Origin of the sequence: Paenibacillus sp. FSL P4-0081 (assembly GCF_000758565.1) — a bacterium.
GTDB lineage: Bacteria > Bacillota > Bacilli > Paenibacillales > Paenibacillaceae > Paenibacillus_AQ > Paenibacillus_AQ phytohabitans.
In genome coordinates, this window is sequence record NZ_CP009280.1 from 5,695,634 (window position 1) to 5,718,918 (window position 23,285).

The window sequence follows — 23,285 nt, forward strand, 5'->3', positions numbered from 1 at the left end:
CATGCAAAGTCAGCTTCACACTTAACCCTTCTCTCCTTCAGAATGAACTTGCCCAGACGATTATCACAAGGATAGTTTCCTCGCCAGCTCTATCACTTCCCGGACCGCAGCCTCCTGTTTATCGGCAAAAGCATGCTGCAGCATCGTGGTGCTTACAGCGGCAACGGCATTTCCCGCAGCATCCAGAACCGGCGCAGCCACGCAGCTGATGCCCTGAATAATTTCTTCCCGGTCCACTGCGTAACCGGCCTCGCGAATCTCAGACAATGCAGCCGTGAATTCCGCCCAATCCGTCAACGTGTGCGACGTAACCGCAGTTAAGGTTTTGCCGGAATAACGTCTTATGAGCTCGCCGTCCGGCAGAAGTGACAGCATCATCTTGCCCATAGCGGTCGCATGTGCCGGGAACCGCATCCCTGGACTGGACTCCAGCCTCACAAGGGAGGGCCCTTCCTGCTTGGCCAGATAGATAATCTCATCCCGGTCAAGAACCGATAACTGAAAGGTTTCCCCGATGACCCTGACGCTCTGTGCAGAGCCTGCCAGGAAGCGCTCCACCAGATTCGTATTCTGCTTAAGCGATTCGTTGTAAACCGTATTATAGTAGGAAACCCCAGCCCCCAGCGCGTAAGCCTCCCTGTCATCCTTCACCACCCATTGCAGGGTTTCCATTGTACGCAGCAGCGAGAACATGGAGCTTTTGTTAATGCCCGTTTCATCGCACAGGTCGGTCATCTTATGTTCTCCGGGCTTCCTGGAGATTGCCGTAAGAATCAGATCGGCCCGTTCTAAAGCTGGAACCCAATATTTCCGGTCCAAACCTTCATTCCCCTCTCATAAATCAATTGATTAAGCTCTCTTAGTTCACTATAATAATCTTATGTTTATAATAACAAACCTGGAGGCGGAATAAAATGAAAATTTCTAACATGACCATGAGACCGCATCATACAGGCATCATTCCCCCGGTTCCGACGATTCTGGATCAATCCGGAAAATTCGACCCAAGCGGAATGAAGCTGCTAATCGACAGCCTGATCCGGCAAGGGGTTCAGGGACTCTTTTTCCTCGGGACAGCCGGAGAATTCAGCCTGTTCAGCACCGAGCAGCGCGAGGAAATCGCTGAGGTATGCGTTAAATACACGAATGGCCGTCTTCCCGTATGGATTGGCACCGGCAGCAATACGACAGCAGAGACCCTCCGCCTTAGCAAGCATGCTGCGGAGCAAGGGGCGACAGGCATCGTTGTCATTAATCCTTATTATTACAAGCTTAGCGAAGAGGCTTTGTTCTCGCATTATGCCTCTATTCTGGAAGCCGTTGATGTGCCGCTAATGCTGTACAACTTCCCGGCGCTGACTGGACAGGATCTGAGTCCGGCCTTCGTCAGCCGCCTTGCCGCCAAATATACAAATGTAACTGGAATTAAGGAAACCGTAGACCAGCTCAGCCATATCCGGCAGATGATTATGCAGGTGAAGGCGGTTAAACCGGACTTCTCGGTATTTTGCGGTTTCGATGAATATCTGCTGCCTACGCTTGCTGCCGGTGGAGACGGGGCGATTGCCGCCAGTGCCAACTTCGCACCGCAGCTGATGCTCGGGTTACTCAGCAGCTTCCTGAAGAATGATATGGCAGAGGTGCTTGAGTTTCACCGGAGAATCATAGAGATCCCTCCGCTGTATGGTATCGATGATCCCTTCATTCCTTCAATAAAAGAAGCCATTCGTCTGGCTGGTGTGCCGGTGTCCACCTTCTGTCTTGCACCCGCAAATCCCTGGAACGCAGACAAGGAGGTTACTTTGAAAGAGATCTTCAACCGGGCGGGAATCTCCCAAGTCTCTATCTAGTCCATAGTCCGCATAATCCGTAAAACATGGCTGCGCTACTCTGCCTGGGCCGTTTGGCCGCCCCCTTAGATCCGGCACACCGGTTCAGTCTTTATTCTCCGTGCAGAATGCTCTATACTTTTGTTCAGATGCACAATGGAAGAGACTGAGGTTGCCTAGGCAGCCATCCGGGCACGGCGAAGGGGGAAATTCCGGTTGTTTCAGCTATCCGAGAAGCAGGCGCAGGAAATTGTAGACAAAATGATGATGGATATTCCTTATAACATCAACATCATGAATCATCAGGGGATTATTGTCGGCAGCGGAAAGAAAGAACGGGTCGGCACCGTTCACCAGGGGGCAGTCAAAGCACTGTCCACCGGGCAAATGGTCGAGGTGCTGGAGGATGGTCTGTATGAGAAAAAAGGGACCAACGAACCGATTGTCATCGGCAACACCCGCGTTGGTGTGATCGGGATTTCCGGGAGCCCTGAGGAAGTCCGGCCTTTTTGCAACATCGTAAGAACCACGGTATCCCTGCTCATCGAACAGCGGAACACGCTGGAGAATCTCGCGAATGAGGCAAACCGCAAGAAGGCTATGCTGGAAATGCTGCTCACCCATCAGGGAGCGTATTCCCAGAAATTAAGAAAAGAAGCTGCTGCCTACAATATTGATCTGCTGCTGAAGACTACGGTACTCTATCTCAAGCATTTCAATCCCGAAAAGGATGCTGCGAAGCTCCTGCTGCGTTACCCGTCCTTCCAGCTGGATGAAGATACCTGGCTGCTGCTGATCCAGAACCGTCCCGACTGCAGCCCGCTGATTGCAGAGCTGCTGCATAACCAGCCGCTCCTGCTGCTGGCCTCCGGCAGACTGGAACCCAGCATTGCCGAAGGGTACCGCCAGGCCAAATCGGCCTTGGGTATACTGCTTGCACTGAAGCCTGCTTCACAAGCCATTACCTTCGAAGAAGCTGAATTTCTGGTGAAGCTCAGCCATGCGAAGCTGTCGGACAAACCCGGCAGGGCGATCAAGCTGGAGGATACCGCCGATCTGCTGGAGACACTTAGAAGCTTCATCAACCATAACTGCAGCGTCTCGCAAACGGCGGATCATCTCAATATTCACCGCAATACTCTGCAATACCGCCTGAAGCGGATCGAGAGTATTACCGGCAAAGACCCGAGGAATCTGCTGCAGCTCTTCGAGCTTACGTATGAGCTGCTGGCGCTTTATAAGTAGAGCAGCTTCTCGTGTTGTTATGTCCTGGCGGGGGTGCGTGCGGGTGAGGGTGCGGGTGCGGGAGGGTGTGCGCGGGAGGGTGCGCGAGTGCGGGCAGGCGGTCGGGTCCGTCGGCGGGGTGCGGGTGCGAGGGGGCGGATGCGGGTGTAGGCGGGCGGGTGCTCGGGCTCGGGTGCGGGCGGGTGCGGATTGCGGGGCCTCCCGTGCGTTGAATTACTGCCCCGCGTTTCCAAATGTTGTACGTAATACAACTCGGAAGCGTAAATTCAGGCGGTTTCGTAACGATTGTTGTATGAAATACAACAATTTCTCCGCTTACCCGCCAATACACGGGGAAATGTTGCATTTCATACAACAATCTGTGATTAGACCCGATATCACGGGAATAATGTTGTATTTCGTGCAGGATTTCACCTCTGCCTAAGATTACTCTCCACTATACAAAACCAATAGCCCCTGGGAATTATCCCAGGGGCTATTCAATCAGACTCAACTCAATCCAATTCAACTCAGCTTTTCGCCCAGCTGCACTATTCACTCAGCTACACTAATCCCCCAGCTCCACTATTCTCCCAACTCAACTATTCGCCCAGCTCCACTATTCACCTTGCTACACTAACCGCCCAGCTTCACTATTCGCTAAGCTTCAGCAGCCTCGCAATATTCTCGCAGGTCCGCTCAACATTGGCCGGGCCTTCGGCCAGCAGCTGCTCCAGGCTGGAAGCGCCCGGGACTATGCCGAAGATGGCGTCGATACCTTCTGCATACAGCGTTTCAATTCCTTCGCCGATGTAGCCGGCCAAGGCAATCACCTTCTTGCCGTTTGCCTTGGCGGTACGGGCTACGCCATACGGTGTTTTGCCGAATTTGGTCTGGAAATCGATTCCGCCTTCACCGGTAAATACGAAGTCCGCATCCGCCAGCTTCCGGCCTAGACCCGTGTATTCAATCACAATCTCGATCCCCTTCTGGAGTGTGGCCTGCGTGAAGATCATAAGGCCTGCCCCCAGACCGCCGGCCGCACCGGCACCGGGAAGATCCCGCACATCCTTGCCAAGCTGCTGCTTCACCACCGCCGCATAATGAGCGAGATTGGCATCAAGCTGCTGCACCATTTCAGGTGTAGCGCCTTTTTGCGGGCCGAATACCGCCGATGCCCCGTGATCGCCGCAGAGCGGATTCGTCACATCACAGGCCACAATCAGCTGAACCTGCTGCAGTCTTGCATCAAGCGAGCTGATGTCGACGCTGCTCAGCCGGCCCAGACTACCGCCGCCGCGCGGCAGCAACTCCCCCGCCTCATCGATGAATCTCGCACCCAGCGCCTCGGCCATGCCTGCGCCGCCGTCATTGGTCGCACTCCCGCCGATGCCGATGATAATTTTGCGGATTCCCCGTTCCAGACATTCCAGAATCAGTTCACCCGTACCGTAAGTCGTTGTGATCAGCGGATTCCGGTCCGCCTTGTCCACCAGCTGAATGCCGCTGGCAGAAGCCATTTCGATCGCCGCAGTCTCTCCGTCGCCAAGAATTCCGTATTTCGCTGTAATCGGCTGTCCCAGAGGCCCCACGACTTTTTTATAATGAATCTCCCCGCCGGAAGCATCGACAAGAGACTGTACCGTCCCCTCTCCGCCGTCTGCCATGGGAACATGGATATAAGCCGCTTCCGGATAAATCTTCCGCAGTCCGCTCTCCATCGCAAGACAGACTTCCTTCGCAGTCATACTCTCCTTAAAAGAATCCGGTGCCAGTACAAAGGTTTTCTCTCTCATTTCCACACCCCGTATATGATATTGGTATTAGAATAAAAATCCGTAAACCAGCGTAGCCACAATCGTCATCGTTCCGCCGACAAGCGCCTCGTAAGGAATCAGCCCCATACGCTGCTTGATCGTCATCTTCATACTGTCAGCAGTAACGTGGAAGTAAGTGCCCTGCGGCAGCGAGTCGATGACCGTCGCCCCGGTATGGACCATAACGGCTGCCGCCAGCGGAGCCGTGCCCATATCCAGAATGGCCTGTCCGAAGGAGCCGGTCGCCACAATAACACCGGTGGAGGTGGACGCGGTTGCCGCAGCCATCAGAATACCGGAGATCGGCGCCAGGAACGTGCCGGAGATTCCGGACAGCTCAATGAGATGAACCACCTGATTCGATAAATCCGAAGCAGAGATCAAGCCGGCAATTCCGCCTGCCCCGATCAGGATCAGGACGGTGGCAGTCATTTTACTGAGACCGGAGGAAGTATACTGCAGAACCTTGTTCCCCTGCCCCATCGCCAGCATACCGATAATTCCGGCCAGCGGCAGAATATAAAGCGCATCCACTTTAAGTCTGGCCAGTGCTTCGATCCCGGAGATCGAACCGATTGGATTAATCATCAGCAGGACAATCGCAACCAGAGGAGCGACAATTGCTCGGCTGAGCGGCGGATAAACAGCTGTATTCGCAGTGTCGGTACCGTTAGCAGCTTCTTCAGCGGTAACCATTATACCTTTTTTCTTCAGCACTGAGGCAAGGATAACGGTTACAATCAATCCACAGACGGCCGGGATCAGACCCGCCAGCATCACATGGCTTAAATCCAGGTCGAAGCCCCGTGCGGCTGCGATGGTATTCGGATTCGGGGAGATAATATTCCCGGCCTTCCCTCCGCCCGACAGTGCCAGCAGCAGCGCTACCTTGGAAATCCCCATCTTGTTACCGACCGATAGAGCAATTGGAGCCACAATTAATACCGCTACCGGAATGAAAACCCCCATGGCCGTGATGACCATCGTCGCCAGCGCCAGCGCCAGGATCGCTTTGCTCCCGCCGAACTTTCTCACAATAGCCTGGGCTATTGCTTCAGCTGCACCCGATTCCATCATGACACCAGCCAGGATTCCGGCGGCCAGCACCCGCAGAACCGTGCCCATTACACTTTGTGTACCGCTTACAAGAACGCTTACTGTCTGTTCCAGATTGGCTCCGCCAATAAGCGCCCCTACAATGGCTCCCAGGAACAGTGCGTATACCGGATTCAATTTTCTAAGGATCAGAATAATGGCAATTGCCAGTCCTGCCAGTGCTCCGTACCAATCAATGATTAATCCTTCCATTTCAAATATCCCCCTAAGTACTTGTTGAACACGCTCTCATTATAAGGTCTTAGGGGAGCAAAAGAATATTGATGATCGGACGAAATGCATTGTGCAAGTGACCAATAGAAACCCGCTATATTTGTACTCCATTGTTAAAAGAGGACCTCCGGCAAATGCCGGAAATCCCCTTATTAACTCTCGAATATTAGGAAGCCGTCTGTCGTCTTGCCGTATCCGGCTGTGGTGCAGCATGGCTGTGAACGATACTCCGTCTCACGAAGAACCCGGCAATCACACCAATCAGCGTGATGACTGCCGCCAGAATGAACGCATTATGCACGCCTGCCGCCAGACTTAGTGATCCCATATCCGCTGCTGCGGTATCCAAATGAGTACTGATGTAAGTACTTTGGCCGGCAGTCATCACACTTACAATCAGAGCTGTCCCGACTGCACTGGCTAACTGCTGCAGGGTATTCATGATGGCTGTACCATGCGGATGCAGTTCCCGAGGCAGCTGATTCAGCCCGTTCGTCTGCGCAGGCATCAGGGTAAGCGCAAGACCTACTGTCATGCAGCAGTGCATAAGAATGATCATGTAGACTGGAGTATTTACGTCAACGCTGGTGAACATCCACATGGCAGCGGACAGAATGATCATACCCGGAATAACCAGTACCCGGGGGCCGACTTTATCAAAGCTCCGTCCGATAATAGGGGACAGTATGGCATTGACCAGCCCTGCGGGAAGCATGAGCAGTCCGGCATACAGCGCTGACAATCTCAGTGAGCCCTGCATAAAGATCGGCAGCAAATACGATGTAGCGAAGATCGTCAGGAAGCCGATAACAATAAACAACGTACCTGCTGTGAACATCGGATATTTGAACGCCCGCAGATTCATGATCGGCTGCTTCATCGTGAGCTGGCGCAAGATAAACAGTAAGAGCGCTGCAAGTCCGATAACAAGGCAGGCAATAACCTTCGGACTGCCCCAGCCTCCGTCTCCTTCGCCCACAACACTAAGCCCGTATACAATACCTCCAAAGGCGATGGTGGACAGGACAAGCGACAAAATATCAATCTTCGGTTTGGTGATCGTTGCCACGTTCTCAATATTAAGCAGCCCGATAATAAAGTCGATCACCAGGAAAGGAACCAGCACCCAGAACATCCAGTGCCAATCCAGCTTGTCGATGATCAGCCCGGACACGGTAGGTCCAAGCGCCGGAGCTACCATCATCACGAGACCTACCATACCCATAGCCGCCCCGCGTTTGGCGGGTGGAATAATAGTCAGGATCGTATTGAAGATGACCGGCATCAAGATTGCGGTACCCGCTGCCTGAACCAAACGCCCGATAAGCAGCATCCCAAAGCCCGGGGCAAGTCCTGCGGCCAAGGTTCCGAGCATAAATAAGCTGATGGCAGTCACGAATAATTTTCTAGTTGTGAACCACTGCAGCAGTAAGGCTGAGACCGGCATAATGATGCTGATGACCAGAATGTAACCTGTGGTGATCCATTGTGCGGTTGAAGCGGAAAGATTCCACTCCGCCATAAGCACCGGCAGGGCCACGTTCATCATGGTCTCACTTAACAGACCGATGAATCCCCCCAGTAATAGCGCTACGAGCACAGGGATTACCTTGTATTTCACCTTGATTTGTGATGCCTCATTCATGTACTAACGTTCTCCTCTCGAATTGCCTATCCATATTATCTATATGCCCGCTTATTATATGTTCACTTATTAAATAGAGTCAAGGTTTTTCTTTAACCTTTCTTTTGGCAAATTCATTCCAGGTCTATGTCGACAGCATCTTTAATCGGGCAATGAAATCATGCATATCCGGCCCCAGCTTGGAGAAAAACATCTGGTCCGCGCTCATAACTATCCGGCTGGCACGTTCCATAACAGCTACACCGGATTCGGTCAGTGAGATCAGCTTGGCTCTGGTATCCTGCGGATGCGGCACACGGCTGATATACCCTTTTTTCTCCAATGTCCTCAGTACTTCTGAAGCCATCATCGGATCGATATCAGAATTGTGGGCAATCTGAATCTGCGTCACACCGGACGCGCTCTCCCGCTCATTCAGTGCATGGCAGGACCGCAGCAGCGCAAACTGGACATGTGTCAGATCCACCTCCCGCAACTCAGCTTTCATTAACTTTTGCCAATTGTTCGTGACTCTCCACATGATATACCCTATGTCTTCCGTATATTGCTCCATTCCCGCGTCTCCCGTCGTTGTTGCTGCATTATATTTGTTCATTATAAGCAGGAGAGGTAGCGCCGTCAAAAAATATAGATGCTCCCCATTCCGATTACTTTGCTGCTAAATAACAACATCCTGATATCCAACATCAATTACAGCTTCATCCAATAAACGAAGCCCCAGGCCATTCTCCTGATCCCATGTACACTTAAATAGAATTCCAATATCTCGTCCTTCCCTTACATCTCCATATGGAACAACAATTCCTTCCAAAATAATCATCTCAAGAAGTTCCTCCATTGTTTCAACTAAGGGATAATCCTCATTAAAAGCAATATCATAACCTAGTTCAACCCGCTTTTGTTGATAATATTCTAAAATTGGCTGCAAGAAATTTCGCTGCAATTGCTCCCATTTATTTATTAAGAATTGATATGCCAAATACTGTTCTTCATCAAATTCACCTTCCTCATCCCCTTTAACCATGAGTGATATTTCGGTTTCATTTCCAAGAAAATCAATAGTTGTATTCGTAGTCCAAACATAATCATATTCGAGCTCGCCAAACACCGAATCATTTATATTCATTTGAGAAATCCCCCTTCTAATTATTTGCAAATTCGCCTGGTTCAAAAGCTCATGTTCAAATTTGCTATTAATTTCAGATGACACAAGTTTTTTCCTGGGTTAACCCAAATTAATAATTAACTAGCCAACTCAGATGAATTATTAAGTTGCTTAGCCAGTTTTATATCTGCTTGTTTAATATTCGCAGCTCTTGCTTTAGGTCCATTACTACTAATTCCACCACCCATTTCATCAGATTTCATCTTATATTCCGGTAACTAAAAATAGGTCAACTATGGTAGAATCCGACCATAATCGACCTGTCCTGTGTAACAGAATAGCGATACTTTCTTCATTATAAAAGAATACTTCAAGTAATTGACATAGGTCATAACTTGACTCTTCCTCCTAATTGAATGAACATAATTTCTGTTTCATTTGCAATTAGGCAGTTCGGTGACCAACGTTAGTCACTTCCAAAAAAGAAACAAAATCATTGGGTTCAGACTTTATTATTAGTTAGTCCCATTTTAATTTGTTCAAACCATTCCATAGAAATGTCATCTGCAGTTTTAACAGGATCATTAGTATGTATCAAATCATATTTATATTCAGCATTAAGACTATTCTTATCTACTTTGTAAACTAGTTTAATTTCAGTTGGCATTTCTCTGTTGTACTCATTGCATAATTTATATATTTTTTCGATGTCTCCATTTATTATTTTCATTACTCCTCTTTGCCGGTCTACAGATGTATTATATTGAAATTCATTTTCATCTTTTTCCAAAGCATCATTTAATTTGTTTTTTCTAACAACTTTCCCATTAATCAAGAAGAAAAAATCACTGGAAATGACCTTTTCCTCAAATGAGCAATAGATAAATATTGTATCAGCATTATTACTAACATACTCCAAGCATATAGAGACCATATCCGCTTGCAATTCACTAAAAAAATTTTCAAACACCTTATTCATTGATTGATCATCCTTTCAATTCAATAAATCCTTAGAAAAAAATTCTACATCTATCTCGTAATCTATAATAAATTTAGATGGTCGTAAGTCATCTCCCTTACAAGGTTATCAATCTCTGGTGACCCTCCAAATCTGTCTACTGCCAAATGACCTCATGGTCTCCAGTTACTTTGCCTAGTGTATTTGCATCATGCGGTAATCTTTCAACTCTTGCCATTAATTTCAGCTCATCCTTACTAAACTTTCCAATTCTACCCAACTGATCTGTTTCATAATTATATTGGTGCTCACCGGCCTTATACTTCGCATTAGGTATTAGTTTCCCTATATCATCAAAAGGATTATCAGCAAAAGTCTTTTCAGGTACTTCACCCGGCCCCTCAACCCTACTCCCACCACCACCCATTTCATCCATTGCATCAATATATTGCTGCTGTACGGATGTCTTCGGCAGTCTGCAATACCGGGCCCAGATCCGGGAGGTTCTGCTTGATCCCTTTCAGGGCATCCTTCGCCGCTTGACTGACAACGTCTTCCACCCCGCCGATCACTTTACTTTCTTTTCCGATTTTGGTGACCTGCAGTCCCGGAACCAGGATGGACGCTACCGAGCCCAGCATCGCTGCCTTCTCTTCCGGCGTTCCTTCGTCAAAATTATGATAAGCCATCTTGGCCGCTTCCACCAGTACTTCCGGATGCTCCATGATATACACCGCTTGATTCTTCATTTCTGTTGTTGTTTTGACCGGGTGGACCCTTTCCCAAAAGCTCTTACTACCGCGTCCGCTACAGTTGCAATTAATCTAAAAAACGTAAAATAGCAAACATAACAAAAACAAGCCAATCATGGTGTTATCTGACCATAATCGACCTGTTTATGTAACGCTTTAGCGATAATTAGGTTATATTTTTTCGAGCATTGCTGTGCGTACAAGCGAATTAAAAAAATCTTTATTGTGGTATTACAAGGGTTAAGTATGTTACTGGTTGAATAAAGAATTCATTCTGCATTGGGTAGCCTCTGCATAATCAATTCATCTATTATTATCTAATTATTCTTCTGTCTCATCATACAGTTTCTCTAAAAATTCTTTGAAATCCTTAGCAATGAAATACATATTACTCATATCTTCGGGGTCTTCATCATGAATCCAAAAGTAAACATTGCCAGAATACTTTTCAGTAAGACCTAAACAAATTTGATTTCCACCCGAATCATCTGCGATTGGAAAAAAACCTATATCTATTATATCGTCAAAGATATCAATTTTCTTTTCTAAATTGTCATACATCTCACCAATACCATAAAAAATATTCACCATACCAATGCCTTGCTCTTTTGAGATGGTAAAGTAATAAGGTTTGGGATAACCCCCATTGTATTTCAATAAAAATTCTCGATACTGATGGGGAAGTTGAACCCTATTCATTCTTTCAAAGTCTTGAAGTCTTGATTCTGTTAAAACTTCATTATTCCCTTGCATCTCCAGCTTAATCTCCTCCTGTCCCATTTACAATGGACTGTCCGCCCATGTGTTTAAATTCGTCGTGAATATCTTTTTCAACTAGTACCATTGTATTTCCATCCTCCATATGATGCCAGGTATATCCTTCTGGAGGTTTATTTTTTTCAGGTACAGATGGGTTAGTTGTTCTACTAAGTCCTGCCTCTGTATTTGCTGCCTCATAATCTTTTGGATAGTTTTTCGGTTGTGCATACTCAATTTTTACTGGCTTGACATTAGGATGAAAATATTCAGAAAAATCAGGGAATCCATTTGGGTAACTTACCGACACCCCACTTTTGTTAGTGTACGTCCAGACTCCATTTTCATCAATAGAAATGTGTCCGCCTTTGGCATACCATTTTTCAGGAATTCGAGCATACTTAGGCTTTGTCGCCATTATTTCTTCTGAGAAGTCTGACAGTTCTAACCTACCTATCTTTTTACCCACGCCCTCTATCCTACCACTGCCACCCCCCATTTCATCCATCGCATCAATATATTGCTGCTGCACGGATGTCTTCGGCAAAGCTGGGGTATCGGGTATTTCCCCTGCCTTGAAGGCCAGCCCTTCCGGCGTCTGCAATACCGGACCCAGATCCGGGAGCTTCTGCTTGATCCCATTCAAAGCATCCTTCGCCGCTTGACTGACAACGTCTTCCACCCCGCCAATCACTTTTCCGGCTTTGCCGATTTTGGTAACCTGCAGTCCCGGAACCAGGATGGACGCTACCGAACCCAGCATCGCTGCCTTCTCTTCTGGCGTTCCTTCGTTAAAATTATGATAAGCCATCTTGGCCGCTTCCACCAGTACTTCCGGATGCTCCATGATATACACTGCTTGATTCTTCATCTCCGTCGTTGTTTTGACCGGGTGGACCACAAGCTTGAAGGCAAACGTAGCCGTATCCGCCACACCCATGACGACCTCTGTGATCAAGCCTTCCCCAAAAGCGCTTACTACCGCGTCCGCTTGTACGACTTTTTTCCGCCATTCCGTCATACCGTACGTGTCTTCCAGCCACATTTCATAGGCTAGCACCTGATTGGTTACTTTGGGATCAGAAATCCGCTCTATATAATAGTTAAAGGTCGTCTCATTTCTTTTGTTGCTAGCGGTAATCGGAGTGCCATCCGGCAGTTCCAGCGGCGGACCGTTTAGCCGTCTTGCAGCTTCGATCTGCTCCTGGACCTGCCTCACAGCCTCAGCGATCCTGATCTCCTCCCGCTTCACTTCCAGCTGGCTTCGCGCATAGTTCCCAGCGGCACTCTTCTCCATCGCCATCCGCAGCAGCAGGAGATATTCTTCGTTATGTATTAGCGGTACACTCTCCGCCGTGATCGACGGATCATAATCACAGGCCTTAACTCCTGCCTGCTTGAAATAGCCGCTCAGATCCTTCCCTGCTTCATATTGAACCTTGGCTACACCCAAGGACGCCAGCTTCCGGCGTGCTTCCTCGGCCTCCGAGTGGACGGCTTCCATCTGCGTCTTGTTCCCGAACGCTTCGTAGACCTTGAAGGCCATCTGCGCCTTCGCGATCCCATCCCGCGCCGCGAAGATATCCTTCAGCTTGCTGAGGGCCGCAATACTCTCTACGGTCAAAAGACCGGAGGTTTGGATGATATTCCGCAGCTCCTGCACTGCCGGATCGTTATTCAGCTCATCCTTTCCCAGCAGGACGGTAACTGAAGTGATCAGATGCGATACACTCTTCTGCACAAAGGCTGGAATGGAAACCCGCCCAGCAGTATTTGACGTCCCAAAGCTTCCGAATGCACCTGCGAGAAGACTAAACTGCTGCGTAAGCTTGTCGGCCTGCCGTTTATTCTCCTCTTGCAGTCCTGTGACCCCCTTCAGGGCTACCCGGATGATATCCTCCAATTTCTCGGCTTCTACGGTTAATTCATTGATCAGGACCTGGGCCTTCACGAGGTGGTCTCCCAGGGGAATCCCGTCCCAGCCGCTGGACTGGCCCTTCAGCTGCAGATATAGCCGGTTGGTGTCCTGGCTTACCTGGCCTATTCTGGTCTGCAGACGCTGAACTTCATTCTCGTTAAATATAAGCTTCGTTGACGCCATGTCCACCCTCCCGCTTATCCCCACATTTTATTTGCTCTTTATTTGCTCTGTCCCTGATAATCATTCCGTACAGAATAGTCTGATTCGAACATTATGATATCCCCTGAGGAAAATGAAAACATCTGCCCCAATTCATCGGTATCCCCCGCCATTTGACCTTCAATGGCCCACATATTAGCAATCGGTGCCTTATATCCGAGAATGCGTGTATTGGCATCGCCATTTTTTATCGTATAAATTTCGAATTTCACGAGGATATATCCCCCTCTTAAAAACTCCGGCTCATGCCCGTCCAAGGCTCCTCCATAGTGATTGGCGAGTGAAACAATACTAGTGCCCTTAGGGAGAATGTAAGGAGCAATCGGCAAATGATATTCTCCATACCAATGCTGTACACTCCGTACCGCCGTAACCGGATTCACAGAGGCCGGGATTACCGTGGGACCTACTAAAGTTCTGGATTTAAAAGGGAGTATCTCCAGGTTGTACCCGTTCCCTATTGTCGTTTTACGCTTCAGGTATAGCCTATAGAACTTGGTCCATGAAGTCTCTGCCCGCTCTGCATCCGACAGAATATAGTTGTATTCATAACTGGCCGCTGTAGACAGCTCGCCGGTTGGAACATTTCGCATGCTGTCTGCCAGACGATAGGTGCGCTTATAACTCAGAGTGTCCTTGGGCGAACCAACGCCGATCATTTTATTCGCAGTTCCAGAGATATCATAGTACAGATCCACAGGAGCCGGTGAGCCCCCATTCTTTGCAACAAACCAAAATGTAGGTTCAATCCGGATCCCCTCACCCGGCTCCCACAAATTCCCTATAGTCCGGAAATCAAATAAGAACGAATACCCGTTATGCGGAACCGTCTTTTGCTCGGCCGGATGGGAGCCCTTGCGGATCGGCAGGAACCATTGCTTGTGTCCATATAAGGCTGTTGGGTTTCCGTTCTCATCGTTCCCCCCTGTGTAGTACATGGCCGGGCTGTGATCGGTGCTTCCCATCGCGGTACGGAACACTTTCTCAAACCTGAAGTCCCCGATATCCCATATGCGAAAATCAAACAGGCGTCCTACCACACCTACATCAAAGCTATTTGAGGCGCAATAATTATTGAGATCTCCGTTCCTGTTCAGTTCACAGAGACCGGTTGGATCTGCAGGCGTGCCGTTAATGGCCCACGATTGCGTATGAACGGTATAATTGCCTTCATTCACCCAAGTCGGCATTGTAAAAGTCTTTTCTGGTGTTCCGACAGGGATATTAATCCAGGTGCCTTCAGGATAGTACTGGCTGCCTTCAAACACACCAAACGGAAACTGTATCCTTTTATTCAGGGTATATTTCATGTAATCTCTGCTGCCATAACCCGGAATATTAAGATGTTGCCCGCTCTCCGTAAAATGAACGGTAAACGGCCGGTCCAGGATCAGCACCGTCCTTGTCAAGTCCGGGGACATCCGCTGATCATATGGCCGGTTGTCATCCGGAATAACAGAGTAATTGACCACAGGAGTATGAACTGTTATAGAATTAATGCCGTTTATTGCAAAACTTTTATCGGAGCCACCGTTCACATTTCCAGGGATCAGGTTGTAATAGATGGACCCGGAGCTTAATGTATTCGCCCGGTTCTGCAGTGTTGACCCTATCCAATAATTCGTGCCATATAGAACATTCCGATCGATCTGAGTTGGCGCGGGTAAGGCGGATGGGGCAGGCGCTGACTCCGGTACCTCTGTTTGATCCATTATGGTCATCTCATTAAAAACGACAGAATCATTATTCACTGTATTCTTGCCCACACTCGATTCTGCTTCACTTTGGAAAGCGGCAGTCTGGTTAGGAACTTGAGGCTCCATTGTTGTTCCGGAAACCGTTTCCGGATCCAATTTAATGGGTTCGCAGGCAAATGGCCTTACGTGATCATCTACGTCCGTACTATATTCAGATGAAAGCGAAGGCTCTGTATATCCGGCAGGATTCAATTGTACGGAACCGCCCGGCAGCGCGTAATTGGATAACGTCGATTTGGAAAGCTTGTAGATCTCCAAATTGTCGATTTGCCAATAAGAATAGGGCCTCGTTACGGTTATATCCTTGGTTACGGTTTCCGGGCGTTCCTTCGGCTGGGCTGGGGTTCCAGCTGCAGGAGGCACACCCGCAGTGGCGGGTATAGTCCAAGTCAAGTTATACGTTTTCTGCACCTGAATTGTATAAGTGACGGTTCCGGTCATATTCACAAACTGATATTGATGAAGATAATTGTTGGCCAGTACATTCGCATACAGGCTCTCTGTAGTTGGTATTCCCTGCGTAACATCAAACTGTTCGGCGTCCCTGTGGTCTGCACGAATAACACCTGACGCTGCAGGGTCAAGTACAGCATTTGATATGACTGTTCCTTTTGACGGAGGATTAATTACCACGCTGCATTGTGGTGCCGGGTCTGTTGGAGGAGTTCCCTCATCTTCTTCATAAACGGCTATGACGTTGGTTCCCCCGAGATAAGTCGTGAAGTTACGCTCGGCTATAACACCCGTTACAATATGGTTCATATCGCTTAAATGATGTTTAGACTGTAAGTATGATTTAATTAATCTGTATGTTTTACCATCTGCACCAGTAAGTGTTGCCTGAAGAGGAACCGTGATGGTCTGACCAGGTTTCCAGTTGTGTGATGGATCATCCGGATTGACCACAGCAGATTGAGAAATTAACTGCCCTGTACTTTTTTTGAGCATTAAGGTTACAGGAAACTTTGCAGTATACGGCACAGGCACATCGAAATATTGCCTGAAGTCGCCGGGACTTGCCCATGACTCCGCATTTTTTATATGCTGAAGGTCAACAAAATCCCCACTTTCTGAGACAAGTACATTGTTGCTATAGTGCAGAACATGGAAAATGGCAGATAGATAGATGGTTCCACCGTAGGAAATATCTTCTAGACCCGCATCTTCTAGAGCCTTAGATACCATTTCTTCCGGAACTTCAAAGAATGTCTGGACGTCTCCATTCCCAACAGGTACATCAGGACCCACTTGCTGAATCCTTATCTCACCATGAGTTCCTGATTGCGGATCACATTGAGAATTTGTACATGCCGGAGAACGATGGACTGTAAATCCAACCGTTCGATATTTTATTCCTGATGTTGCCTCTTTGCCGGTTGTATTGAATGTTATTGAACCATTACTTTCAACTATCACATCATTAGCTGCAAAAATTTGAGTTGAAAACATGTTTATTAAAAATGAACAGAATATAAGGATAATTAAGATTTTCGAGCAAAATCTCTTGGATATAGTCATATATTTATCGCCTTAGTTCTTTTTGTGAATAATGGTACTTAAATTAAATAAGGTTGCATTACTAGATACTCTTTTAATGCCATCTTGTATATTTGTACCAAGAACAATATCAGCATAACCATGGTACCATTGTCCCTTTTGAAACTTCCCCAGAGCCTTGAGGTTATCAAACCCTTGGTGACTATTAAAACGAATATCATCAAAAATTTCATTGTATTCAGTATATTCCTTAATTCTAAAAGAAAATTCTGCCCGGATGAAATAACTGCCAATTCTTGAGTGAAATATCATTGAAGGCTCAACGACAAGTGAACCCTCCGTTACAATTTTATTCTTTTTAGCCCATACCACATAATCCATGACCTCTTCAAGTCCAACACTATTCCACTGATTCTTGTGACTATATAAGTCCGTAGCCCATTTCCCGTTGATTGTCCGGTAATCTACATTTAGAAGGAGCTTGTAATACGCCTCAGCATTTTCCTTCCATTTCTCCATTTCCTTCTTATTCTGAATAAGAGTATCCGTTTTATATAATTCTGCTGGCGTGCTGATCTTAAATGCCGGCTCTGTTATTCCCTTGAAGGGAAGCTCCAACTCGTACATTTCATTCGGGTACTCTTCCAGTATGTATGGGAAATCCTTTGCATTTTTGGGGAGATTCGTTGTACGGACCGCTCTTCCCCACGGGTCTTTCGGAGCGTTCATAGCTTCTTGCGCATTGGCCACAGCCAATGTATCCACGGGAAGTGTTTCTCCTTGTAAGATATGTGAGATTCGTTCAATAACCGTCACGGTTTGGGCCCTAGTCGTTGTTCCTGTTATATTCAGTGCCCCGTTTCCCGTTCCCGATAACACCCCGTTCGAGGTCGCCATATACATATATTCCGTATTATCCTTTGCCGTTTTCCCGATGACATGCACTGCAATTCTGGCTAACTCCTGTCTGCTTAGAGGCGCATTCCAATCATCTGAGCTGAAATCCCCGGTTACATAGTAGCCTGATTCCGTCGCTGCCTTAACATAAGGGGTATACCACGGGGAGGTTACACTCGTATCTGAGGCTTGCCCCAGGGAACGAACCAGCATAGCTATAAATTCGGAGCGGCTCACCGTTTTCTCCGGCTGAAATGTTCCTTCAGGATAGCCTGACACATAGCCCTTCTGCACCGCAGCCAGAATACTAGCCTCTGCCCAATGTCCTGTCGTATCCGTAAATGATGCAGCTGCAGGTGCCTCAGCTTGTACGGCGTTGCCTACACCCGCAAATATACTAACTGCCAGAACTGCTGTGGATAAATAAAATAAAGGTCTTTTTTTCATAATATCCGCTCCTCATTTCTATCTTATTGATCATTCACGCTTCGTCCGCAAAGCAATATTTCATATGTAATTTATTACTTGATATATAAGTTGCCTTTTTATTATCGGCTTTATTTTCCATATCATTTAGAGTTATCCAAAGATGTAGGATTCCTCTTCTGTTCCCACACAAAAAACAGGTCGACCATGGTGTTATCTGACCATAGTGGACCTGTTCATTGTAATGGAATAGCGTTTTTAGGATTTGAAGTTAAACCATTTGATGTGTCTTTATACGGGTATTGTATGGACCAGTTGAGCCATTAAACAAAAATCATTAAAAACCTTACACAATGACGTTAAAGGGTGCATGACCTGTTTCAGCATTCCTTAATAATGTTGGTTTTCTAAAACGTAAACTAGTTTCCAATTTGAATATGGCGGTATCCTCTTCTATCTCCATAAAAGATATATTAATCCATATAGGAGCTTTCGGAAAAAGCCCTCCTAAAACCCCAACAACATCTTCTAATAATAGTTTTTTACCACCAATATTCTCTTTAGATAACACAAGACGTTTCATCATTTCGTCGCCACCATCTAACATTTTCCCATGCTCCTCCATAGGCTCTATAACAAATTTAACTATATTGCTTGAAATTCCCCTTAGTTCTTTTATCTTATCAACTGCTTTAGATAAATTTGTTGAAAAAATTTCTTCATTCATTTGAGTAACTTTTATCAAAATACTTACTCCTTTATTTCAATTTAGTTGATTGTATTTTCTTTAATTTTCCTAAATCTACATAACCATTGTTCGTTAGTTCTAATTGATATATTTCTAACCATGCATTTTCCGTCTTTATTCCAGCACTATTAAATATTTGCTCATAGTTTTTGACTTGCTCAGCTGTTGGGGTATAGTGTCCTGATTCATTTGTTATTTTTCTAACATTTCCATTAGCATCGACTTTTAGTTTTCCAGCAGCTTGAACATCAGCTCCATTAGCTAAATAAGAATGTCCTCGTCCAACCTTTAAGTTGCCATTTTCATCAATGATGAAGTCAACTTCTTTAATTCCATCTCGAATCTTAATTTGACCATTCTCCAAAACATATTCAAAATTCTTTCCTTGCTGAATTTCATTTGGATATCTGTTTTGAATTATTTGAACTAGTTTTTTAGATACCGAACCAAAACCTACACCCGTCCCCTCAGATAAAGGAACATTCAGCTTCTTCACCCTAGACGCAGATATTTCACCCGCACCGGGGTTCAGCGGAAGGCTTCTCTTTATCTTTACATTGCCGCGCATTCCTTCAATCCCTTGAAAACTGGCGACTACACTGCTAATGATTATACCATAGGCCTGCAGCTTCGATAATTTCGCACCGGTCCAGTAGTTGGTCCCGTCTTTTGCTGCCAGAATCTGCTCCTGCATGATATCAACGGGCACATTGTCCAGATTAGATTTGATTTCTCCATTCCTGACGGCTTCCTGATACGCTATGGATGCTTGCGCCGCCTCCTGGTCTGTTATGCCATTTTTACTGAGTACCCATGTGTTTCCTATAAGTGTTTTGCTGTACTCCTCAAAGTTATATTTCTTCGCTTCCGTATTGCTATCCAGCGCCAACTTACGTTCAGCCGCCTCAATCTGCAGCCGCTTCACTTCCAACTGGCTTCGCACATAGGCTCCAGCGGCACTCTTCTCCATCGCCATCCGCAGCAGCAGGAGATATTCTTCGTTATGTATGAGCGGTACACTCTCCGCCGTGATCGACGGATCATAATCACAGGCCTTGACAGCCGGCTGCTTGAAATAGCCGCTGATCCTTCCCTGCTTCATATTGGACCTTGCCTACTCCCAGCGAAGCCAGCTTCCGGCGTGCTTCTTCGGCCTGCACGTGGACGGCCTCCATCTGCGTCTTGTTCCCGAACGCTTCATAGACCTTGAAGGCCATCTGCGCCTTCGCGATCCCATCCCGCGCCGCGAAGATATTCTTCAGCTTGCTTAGGGCCGCAATACTCTCTACGGTCAAAAGCCCGGACGTTTGGATGATATTCCGCAGCTTCTGCACTGCCGGATCGTTATTCAGCTCATCCTTTCCCAGCAGGACGGTAACAGAAATGATCAGATACGCTACACTCTTCTGCACAATGGCAGGAATGGAAATCCGCCCGGCAGGACCTTGTGTCCCAAAGCTTCCGAATGCACCCGCGAGAAGACTAAACTGCTGCGTAAGCTTGTCGGCTTGCCGTTTATTCTCCTCTTGCAGTCCTGTGACCCCCTTCAGGGCTACCCGGATAATATCCTCCAATTTCTCTGCTTCTACGGTTAATTCATTGATCATGACCTGGGCCTTCACCAGGCGGTCTCCCAGGGGAATCCCGTCCCAGCCGCTGGACTGGCCCTTCAGCTGCAAATACAGCCGGTTAGTGTCCTGGCTTAAATGACCTATTCTGGTCTGCAGGCGCTGGACTTCATCTCCGTTAAAGATAAGCTTCCTGGAAGACAATATCATCCCTGCTTCCTTATCAATATGGGGATGGTAAACACTTCGGCTATTGATCTATTGACGCAGACAGTACTTTTTGCTGATTACGGTATTCTACCGGACTCACGCCTTCACTTTCTTTAAATACGCGGTTGAAGTTCTTCGTGTTCTCAAACCCCGAATTCTTGGCGATCTCGTAAATCATATCATCTGTGGTTTGGAGCAGCTGCTTCGCCTTACCGATCCGGTACTTCTTCAAGTAGGTCACAAAGTTCTCTCCCGTGTAATCCCGGAAGGCCTGGCTGAAATAAGAATAGTTATAGGACACTAGATTAGAAATAATGGTCATATTAATATTCTGCGCATAGTTCTCATGAATGTACTGGATCGCCTTCTTCATTTCTTTATTATCGATCTGCACGGATTTCAAGGTTTGGAGGTTGCCATCCAGCAGCAGGAATAAGCTCTCTACTTCACGGTAATAGTCTCGGAAACAGCTGAACTGATATAAATCGCTAATCTTGCTGTACCGTTGCTGTCTTTCCGTTGATTCTTCTTTTCCATACAATTGAATGGTTTGATCAAATACAATTTCGTTCAAGGCTCTGCTGATTTCCTCAAGATACCCGATTTTCTTAGGGCTGATATCCGCAGCGTCTAATATCTCATGCAGCAGGCCCAGCATCTCCTTTTCCCGCCCTGAACCCAGCATATTCGCAACCCTTTTGATTGTATCTGCCGGCACCTGATAGCCGTTATCCTTAAGGCAAACCTCTTCGAATGTTACGATACCGGGTGCGGGCAGCATGAAAGTATGCTTCAAAGAAACAACCGCCTCCTCATAAGCACAGTACAGCTTCTCCATCCCATAATTCAGCCCGCTTACGGCGATGTTCAGGTGAGAATCTGCCTGCGTCAGCAGTCCGGTTACTATCCGGGCAGCATGCATCCCTTCCGTCAGGATAACAGCCTGCGTATTCCGGTCAAAAAAACGTACAAAGCGAAAATGAAATGAAGGCTGAAGCTGTTCTATTAACGCTTGAAACTGCGCCTTAAAGGTCATCGACCCTAGTGCCTGCAAATCCCCGGCGTAATTAATCATCACTGCATGAAAACCGTGATCCATCCAGTTCAGCTCCAGCTGGGTCAGCCGCTCTCTAACCTCTTCCGCCTCCGCTGATGGATAGCCCGCGTAGTAATTCAGCTGGCTCTCCATGTACTCCTCCCGCTGCTCAGAGGACGCGGACAGTGCATCTATCACTTCTTCTCTTCGTCCAAGCTCCTCTTCAGCGCGCTTAATTGCAGCAGCCAATTCCTCGCGGATCACCGGTTTGAGCAGATATTCCTTCACTTCATAGCGGATAGCCGCTTTGGCATAAGAGAAATCATCATAGCCGCTGACTATAACAATTACAGGCTTCAGATGGAAGTCTTGAATCGATTTTATTAATCCGATCCCATCCATCTCCGGCATACGAATATCTGTAATCAGAAGGTCTATATTCACAGCTTTCAGGATGTCCAGCGCCTCAAAAGCATCGCAAGCCAAGTGAATGTCATAGACATCTGTATATTCCCGCTCAATCATGGCCTGGAGCCCGCGGCGGATATTCTTTTCATCATCCACAATCAGGAGCTTTCTCATATAATCTGCGTTCCTCCTCTACCTGATGTTAATAAAGGCAGCTTAACGGTCACTTGGGTATAGCTTCCCCGCTTGCTCTCTATCCGGAGTCCATGTTCATTACCGTACACCATCTGAATCCGCTGATTCACATTTCGCAGCCCGATGCCGCTGCCTTTATTCAGTTCCGTTGTTTCCGCCGTCTCCCGGGGCAATGCATTGAATTCCTCTTCACTCATAATCAGCTTACGATTCAGCTCCTGCAGCTTATCCCCGGCAATTCCGATACCGTTGTCAGTGACCTCAATATAGAAGAAATCCCCGTCTTCAAAAGCATGGATAGCCACAATCAGGCCGTCACTTCTCATCAGAGCAGAATAAACTCCGTGCTTCAAGGCATTCTCCACAATAGGCTGCAGCGACATCTTCAATATTTCGTGATCCCAAAATCTGTCCTCCACCTCAATCTCAAGTTTCAGCTTCTCATCATAACGGATGCTCATAATAGCTATGTAATGCTGAATATGACCCATTTCATCTCTCAGCTGCACCCGGTCACCTGTCCATCGGAGATTGTAACGCATCATGCTGCCCAGGGAAGTGAGCGCATCCGATACGGTATATTGTCCCTCAACCTCTGCAAGCATCTTCAAATTCTCCAGGGTGTTGTATAAAAAATGGGCATCTATCTGATTGTGCAACGCCTGGAGCTCGGCTTCTTTCGTGGCTGCGCTGCGCTTCACCGCATCGGCGATCATTCCATTGATCGTATTCAGCATCTGCCGGAAATGATGGGCCAGCTCTCCGATCTCATCGCCGCCTGTGACATCAATGTCTACGCCAAAGTCACCGCCGCGCACCTGTTTCATGGAGTCCCGCAGAATATTCAGCTTGTTCAGTATGATGGACTGCATGAAGAAGGTTGTAATGGCCAGAAGTATCAGCAGGATTAGAATGACCACAATGACGGTGTTTCGGGTTTGATCTATCTTCGAATATGTAGTGTGTAATGAAATCACATTGATAAGCT

At 47.2% G+C, this 23,285-nt stretch carries 20 protein-coding genes and 1 pseudogene; 2 read left to right on the forward strand and 19 right to left on the reverse strand.

The genetic code is table 11. The features are described from left to right. Nucleotides 1–63: 63 nt before the first annotated feature. Entirely contained in the window at nt 64–819 is a 756-nt protein-coding gene (locus tag P40081_RS24535) for an IclR family transcriptional regulator (protein ID WP_042138873.1), read from the reverse strand. Between the two features lie 95 nt (nt 820–914). Between P40081_RS24535 and P40081_RS24540 the strand changes: the two genes are divergently transcribed. Further along, complete coding sequence (locus P40081_RS24540; RefSeq protein ID WP_231575183.1) at nt 915–1,850, forward strand: dihydrodipicolinate synthase family protein; 936 nt, start codon at nt 915–917, stop codon at nt 1,848–1,850. A gap of 195 nt (nt 1,851–2,045) precedes the next feature. Continuing rightward, nucleotides 2,046–3,074, forward strand: coding sequence for a CdaR family transcriptional regulator (locus P40081_RS24545; RefSeq protein ID WP_081970077.1), 1,029 nt, complete (start codon nt 2,046–2,048; stop codon nt 3,072–3,074). Nucleotides 3,075–3,706: 632 nt separating this feature from the next. Here P40081_RS24545 and P40081_RS24550 read toward each other — a convergent pair. The 18 genes and pseudogenes from P40081_RS24550 to P40081_RS37740 form a co-directional block, all read right to left on the reverse strand. Continuing rightward, the gene (locus tag P40081_RS24550) at nt 3,707–4,849 is read right to left on the reverse strand and encodes a glycerate kinase family protein (RefSeq protein ID WP_042138874.1); all 1,143 of its coding nucleotides are present in this window, start codon (nt 4,847–4,849) and stop codon (nt 3,707–3,709) included. Between the two features lie 27 nt (nt 4,850–4,876). Beyond that, nucleotides 4,877–6,178 carry a GntP family permease gene (locus P40081_RS24555; RefSeq protein WP_042138875.1) on the reverse strand — a complete coding sequence of 434 codons (1,302 nt, stop codon included), beginning with the start codon at nt 6,176–6,178 and terminating at the stop codon, nt 4,877–4,879. A 187-nt stretch (nt 6,179–6,365) separates the two neighbouring features. Then, on the reverse strand, nt 6,366–7,844 hold the full coding sequence (locus tag P40081_RS24560; RefSeq protein WP_042138876.1) for an MDR family MFS transporter: 1,479 nt from the start codon (nt 7,842–7,844) through the stop codon (nt 6,366–6,368). A 124-nt stretch (nt 7,845–7,968) separates the two neighbouring features. Then, the gene (locus P40081_RS24565) at nt 7,969–8,397 is read right to left on the reverse strand and encodes a MarR family winged helix-turn-helix transcriptional regulator (protein WP_042138877.1); all 429 of its coding nucleotides are present in this window, start codon (nt 8,395–8,397) and stop codon (nt 7,969–7,971) included. 105 nt (nt 8,398–8,502) lie between these two features. Further along, nucleotides 8,503–8,970, reverse strand: a complete 468-nt coding sequence (locus tag P40081_RS24570) for a DUF6985 domain-containing protein (protein ID WP_042138878.1) — start codon at nt 8,968–8,970, stop codon at nt 8,503–8,505. A gap of 116 nt (nt 8,971–9,086) precedes the next feature. After that, the gene (locus P40081_RS39830) at nt 9,087–9,212 is read right to left on the reverse strand and encodes a hypothetical protein (RefSeq protein WP_269323106.1); all 126 of its coding nucleotides are present in this window, start codon (nt 9,210–9,212) and stop codon (nt 9,087–9,089) included. Nucleotides 9,213–9,451: 239 nt separating this feature from the next. After that, on the reverse strand, nt 9,452–9,928 hold the full coding sequence (locus P40081_RS24575) for a hypothetical protein (protein WP_042138879.1): 477 nt from the start codon (nt 9,926–9,928) through the stop codon (nt 9,452–9,454). A 136-nt stretch (nt 9,929–10,064) separates the two neighbouring features. Next, complete coding sequence (locus P40081_RS39460) at nt 10,065–10,343, reverse strand: DNA/RNA non-specific endonuclease (protein ID WP_052421972.1); 279 nt, start codon at nt 10,341–10,343, stop codon at nt 10,065–10,067. A 4-nt stretch (nt 10,344–10,347) separates the two neighbouring features. After that, on the reverse strand, nt 10,348–10,632 hold the full coding sequence (locus tag P40081_RS24585) for a hypothetical protein (protein WP_197074263.1): 285 nt from the start codon (nt 10,630–10,632) through the stop codon (nt 10,348–10,350). A gap of 348 nt (nt 10,633–10,980) precedes the next feature. Beyond that, nucleotides 10,981–11,412, reverse strand: a complete 432-nt coding sequence (locus P40081_RS24590; RefSeq protein WP_331281680.1) for an SMI1/KNR4 family protein — start codon at nt 11,410–11,412, stop codon at nt 10,981–10,983. Nucleotides 11,413–11,419: 7 nt separating this feature from the next. Further along, nucleotides 11,420–13,516 carry an HNH endonuclease gene (locus P40081_RS39465; protein ID WP_052421973.1) on the reverse strand — a complete coding sequence of 699 codons (2,097 nt, stop codon included), beginning with the start codon at nt 13,514–13,516 and terminating at the stop codon, nt 11,420–11,422. 38 nt (nt 13,517–13,554) lie between these two features. After that, nucleotides 13,555–16,830, reverse strand: coding sequence for a DUF5704 domain-containing protein (locus tag P40081_RS24600; protein ID WP_156118678.1), 3,276 nt, complete (start codon nt 16,828–16,830; stop codon nt 13,555–13,557). 12 nt (nt 16,831–16,842) lie between these two features. Continuing rightward, nucleotides 16,843–18,153, reverse strand: coding sequence for an S-layer homology domain-containing protein (locus tag P40081_RS36610; protein WP_052421975.1), 1,311 nt, complete (start codon nt 18,151–18,153; stop codon nt 16,843–16,845). Nucleotides 18,154–18,478: 325 nt separating this feature from the next. Continuing rightward, entirely contained in the window at nt 18,479–18,877 is a 399-nt protein-coding gene (locus tag P40081_RS24615) for a hypothetical protein (RefSeq protein WP_042138882.1), read from the reverse strand. Between the two features lie 13 nt (nt 18,878–18,890). Beyond that, nucleotides 18,891–19,304: pseudogene (locus tag P40081_RS37735) on the reverse strand (hypothetical protein); the annotation flags it as partial. A 622-nt stretch (nt 19,305–19,926) separates the two neighbouring features. Further along, a complete protein-coding gene (locus P40081_RS24625; RefSeq protein ID WP_156118679.1) occupies nt 19,927–20,652 on the reverse strand; it encodes a hypothetical protein in 726 nt (241 codons plus the stop codon). A gap of 46 nt (nt 20,653–20,698) precedes the next feature. Further along, nucleotides 20,699–22,276 carry a response regulator transcription factor gene (locus tag P40081_RS24630; RefSeq protein WP_042138884.1) on the reverse strand — a complete coding sequence of 526 codons (1,578 nt, stop codon included), beginning with the start codon at nt 22,274–22,276 and terminating at the stop codon, nt 20,699–20,701. Continuing rightward, a complete protein-coding gene (locus P40081_RS37740) occupies nt 22,273–23,274 on the reverse strand; it encodes a sensor histidine kinase (protein ID WP_081970079.1) in 1,002 nt (333 codons plus the stop codon). Before P40081_RS37740 ends, P40081_RS24630 begins: the two co-directional genes overlap by 4 nt. Between the last annotated feature and the right edge of the window lie 11 nt (nt 23,275–23,285).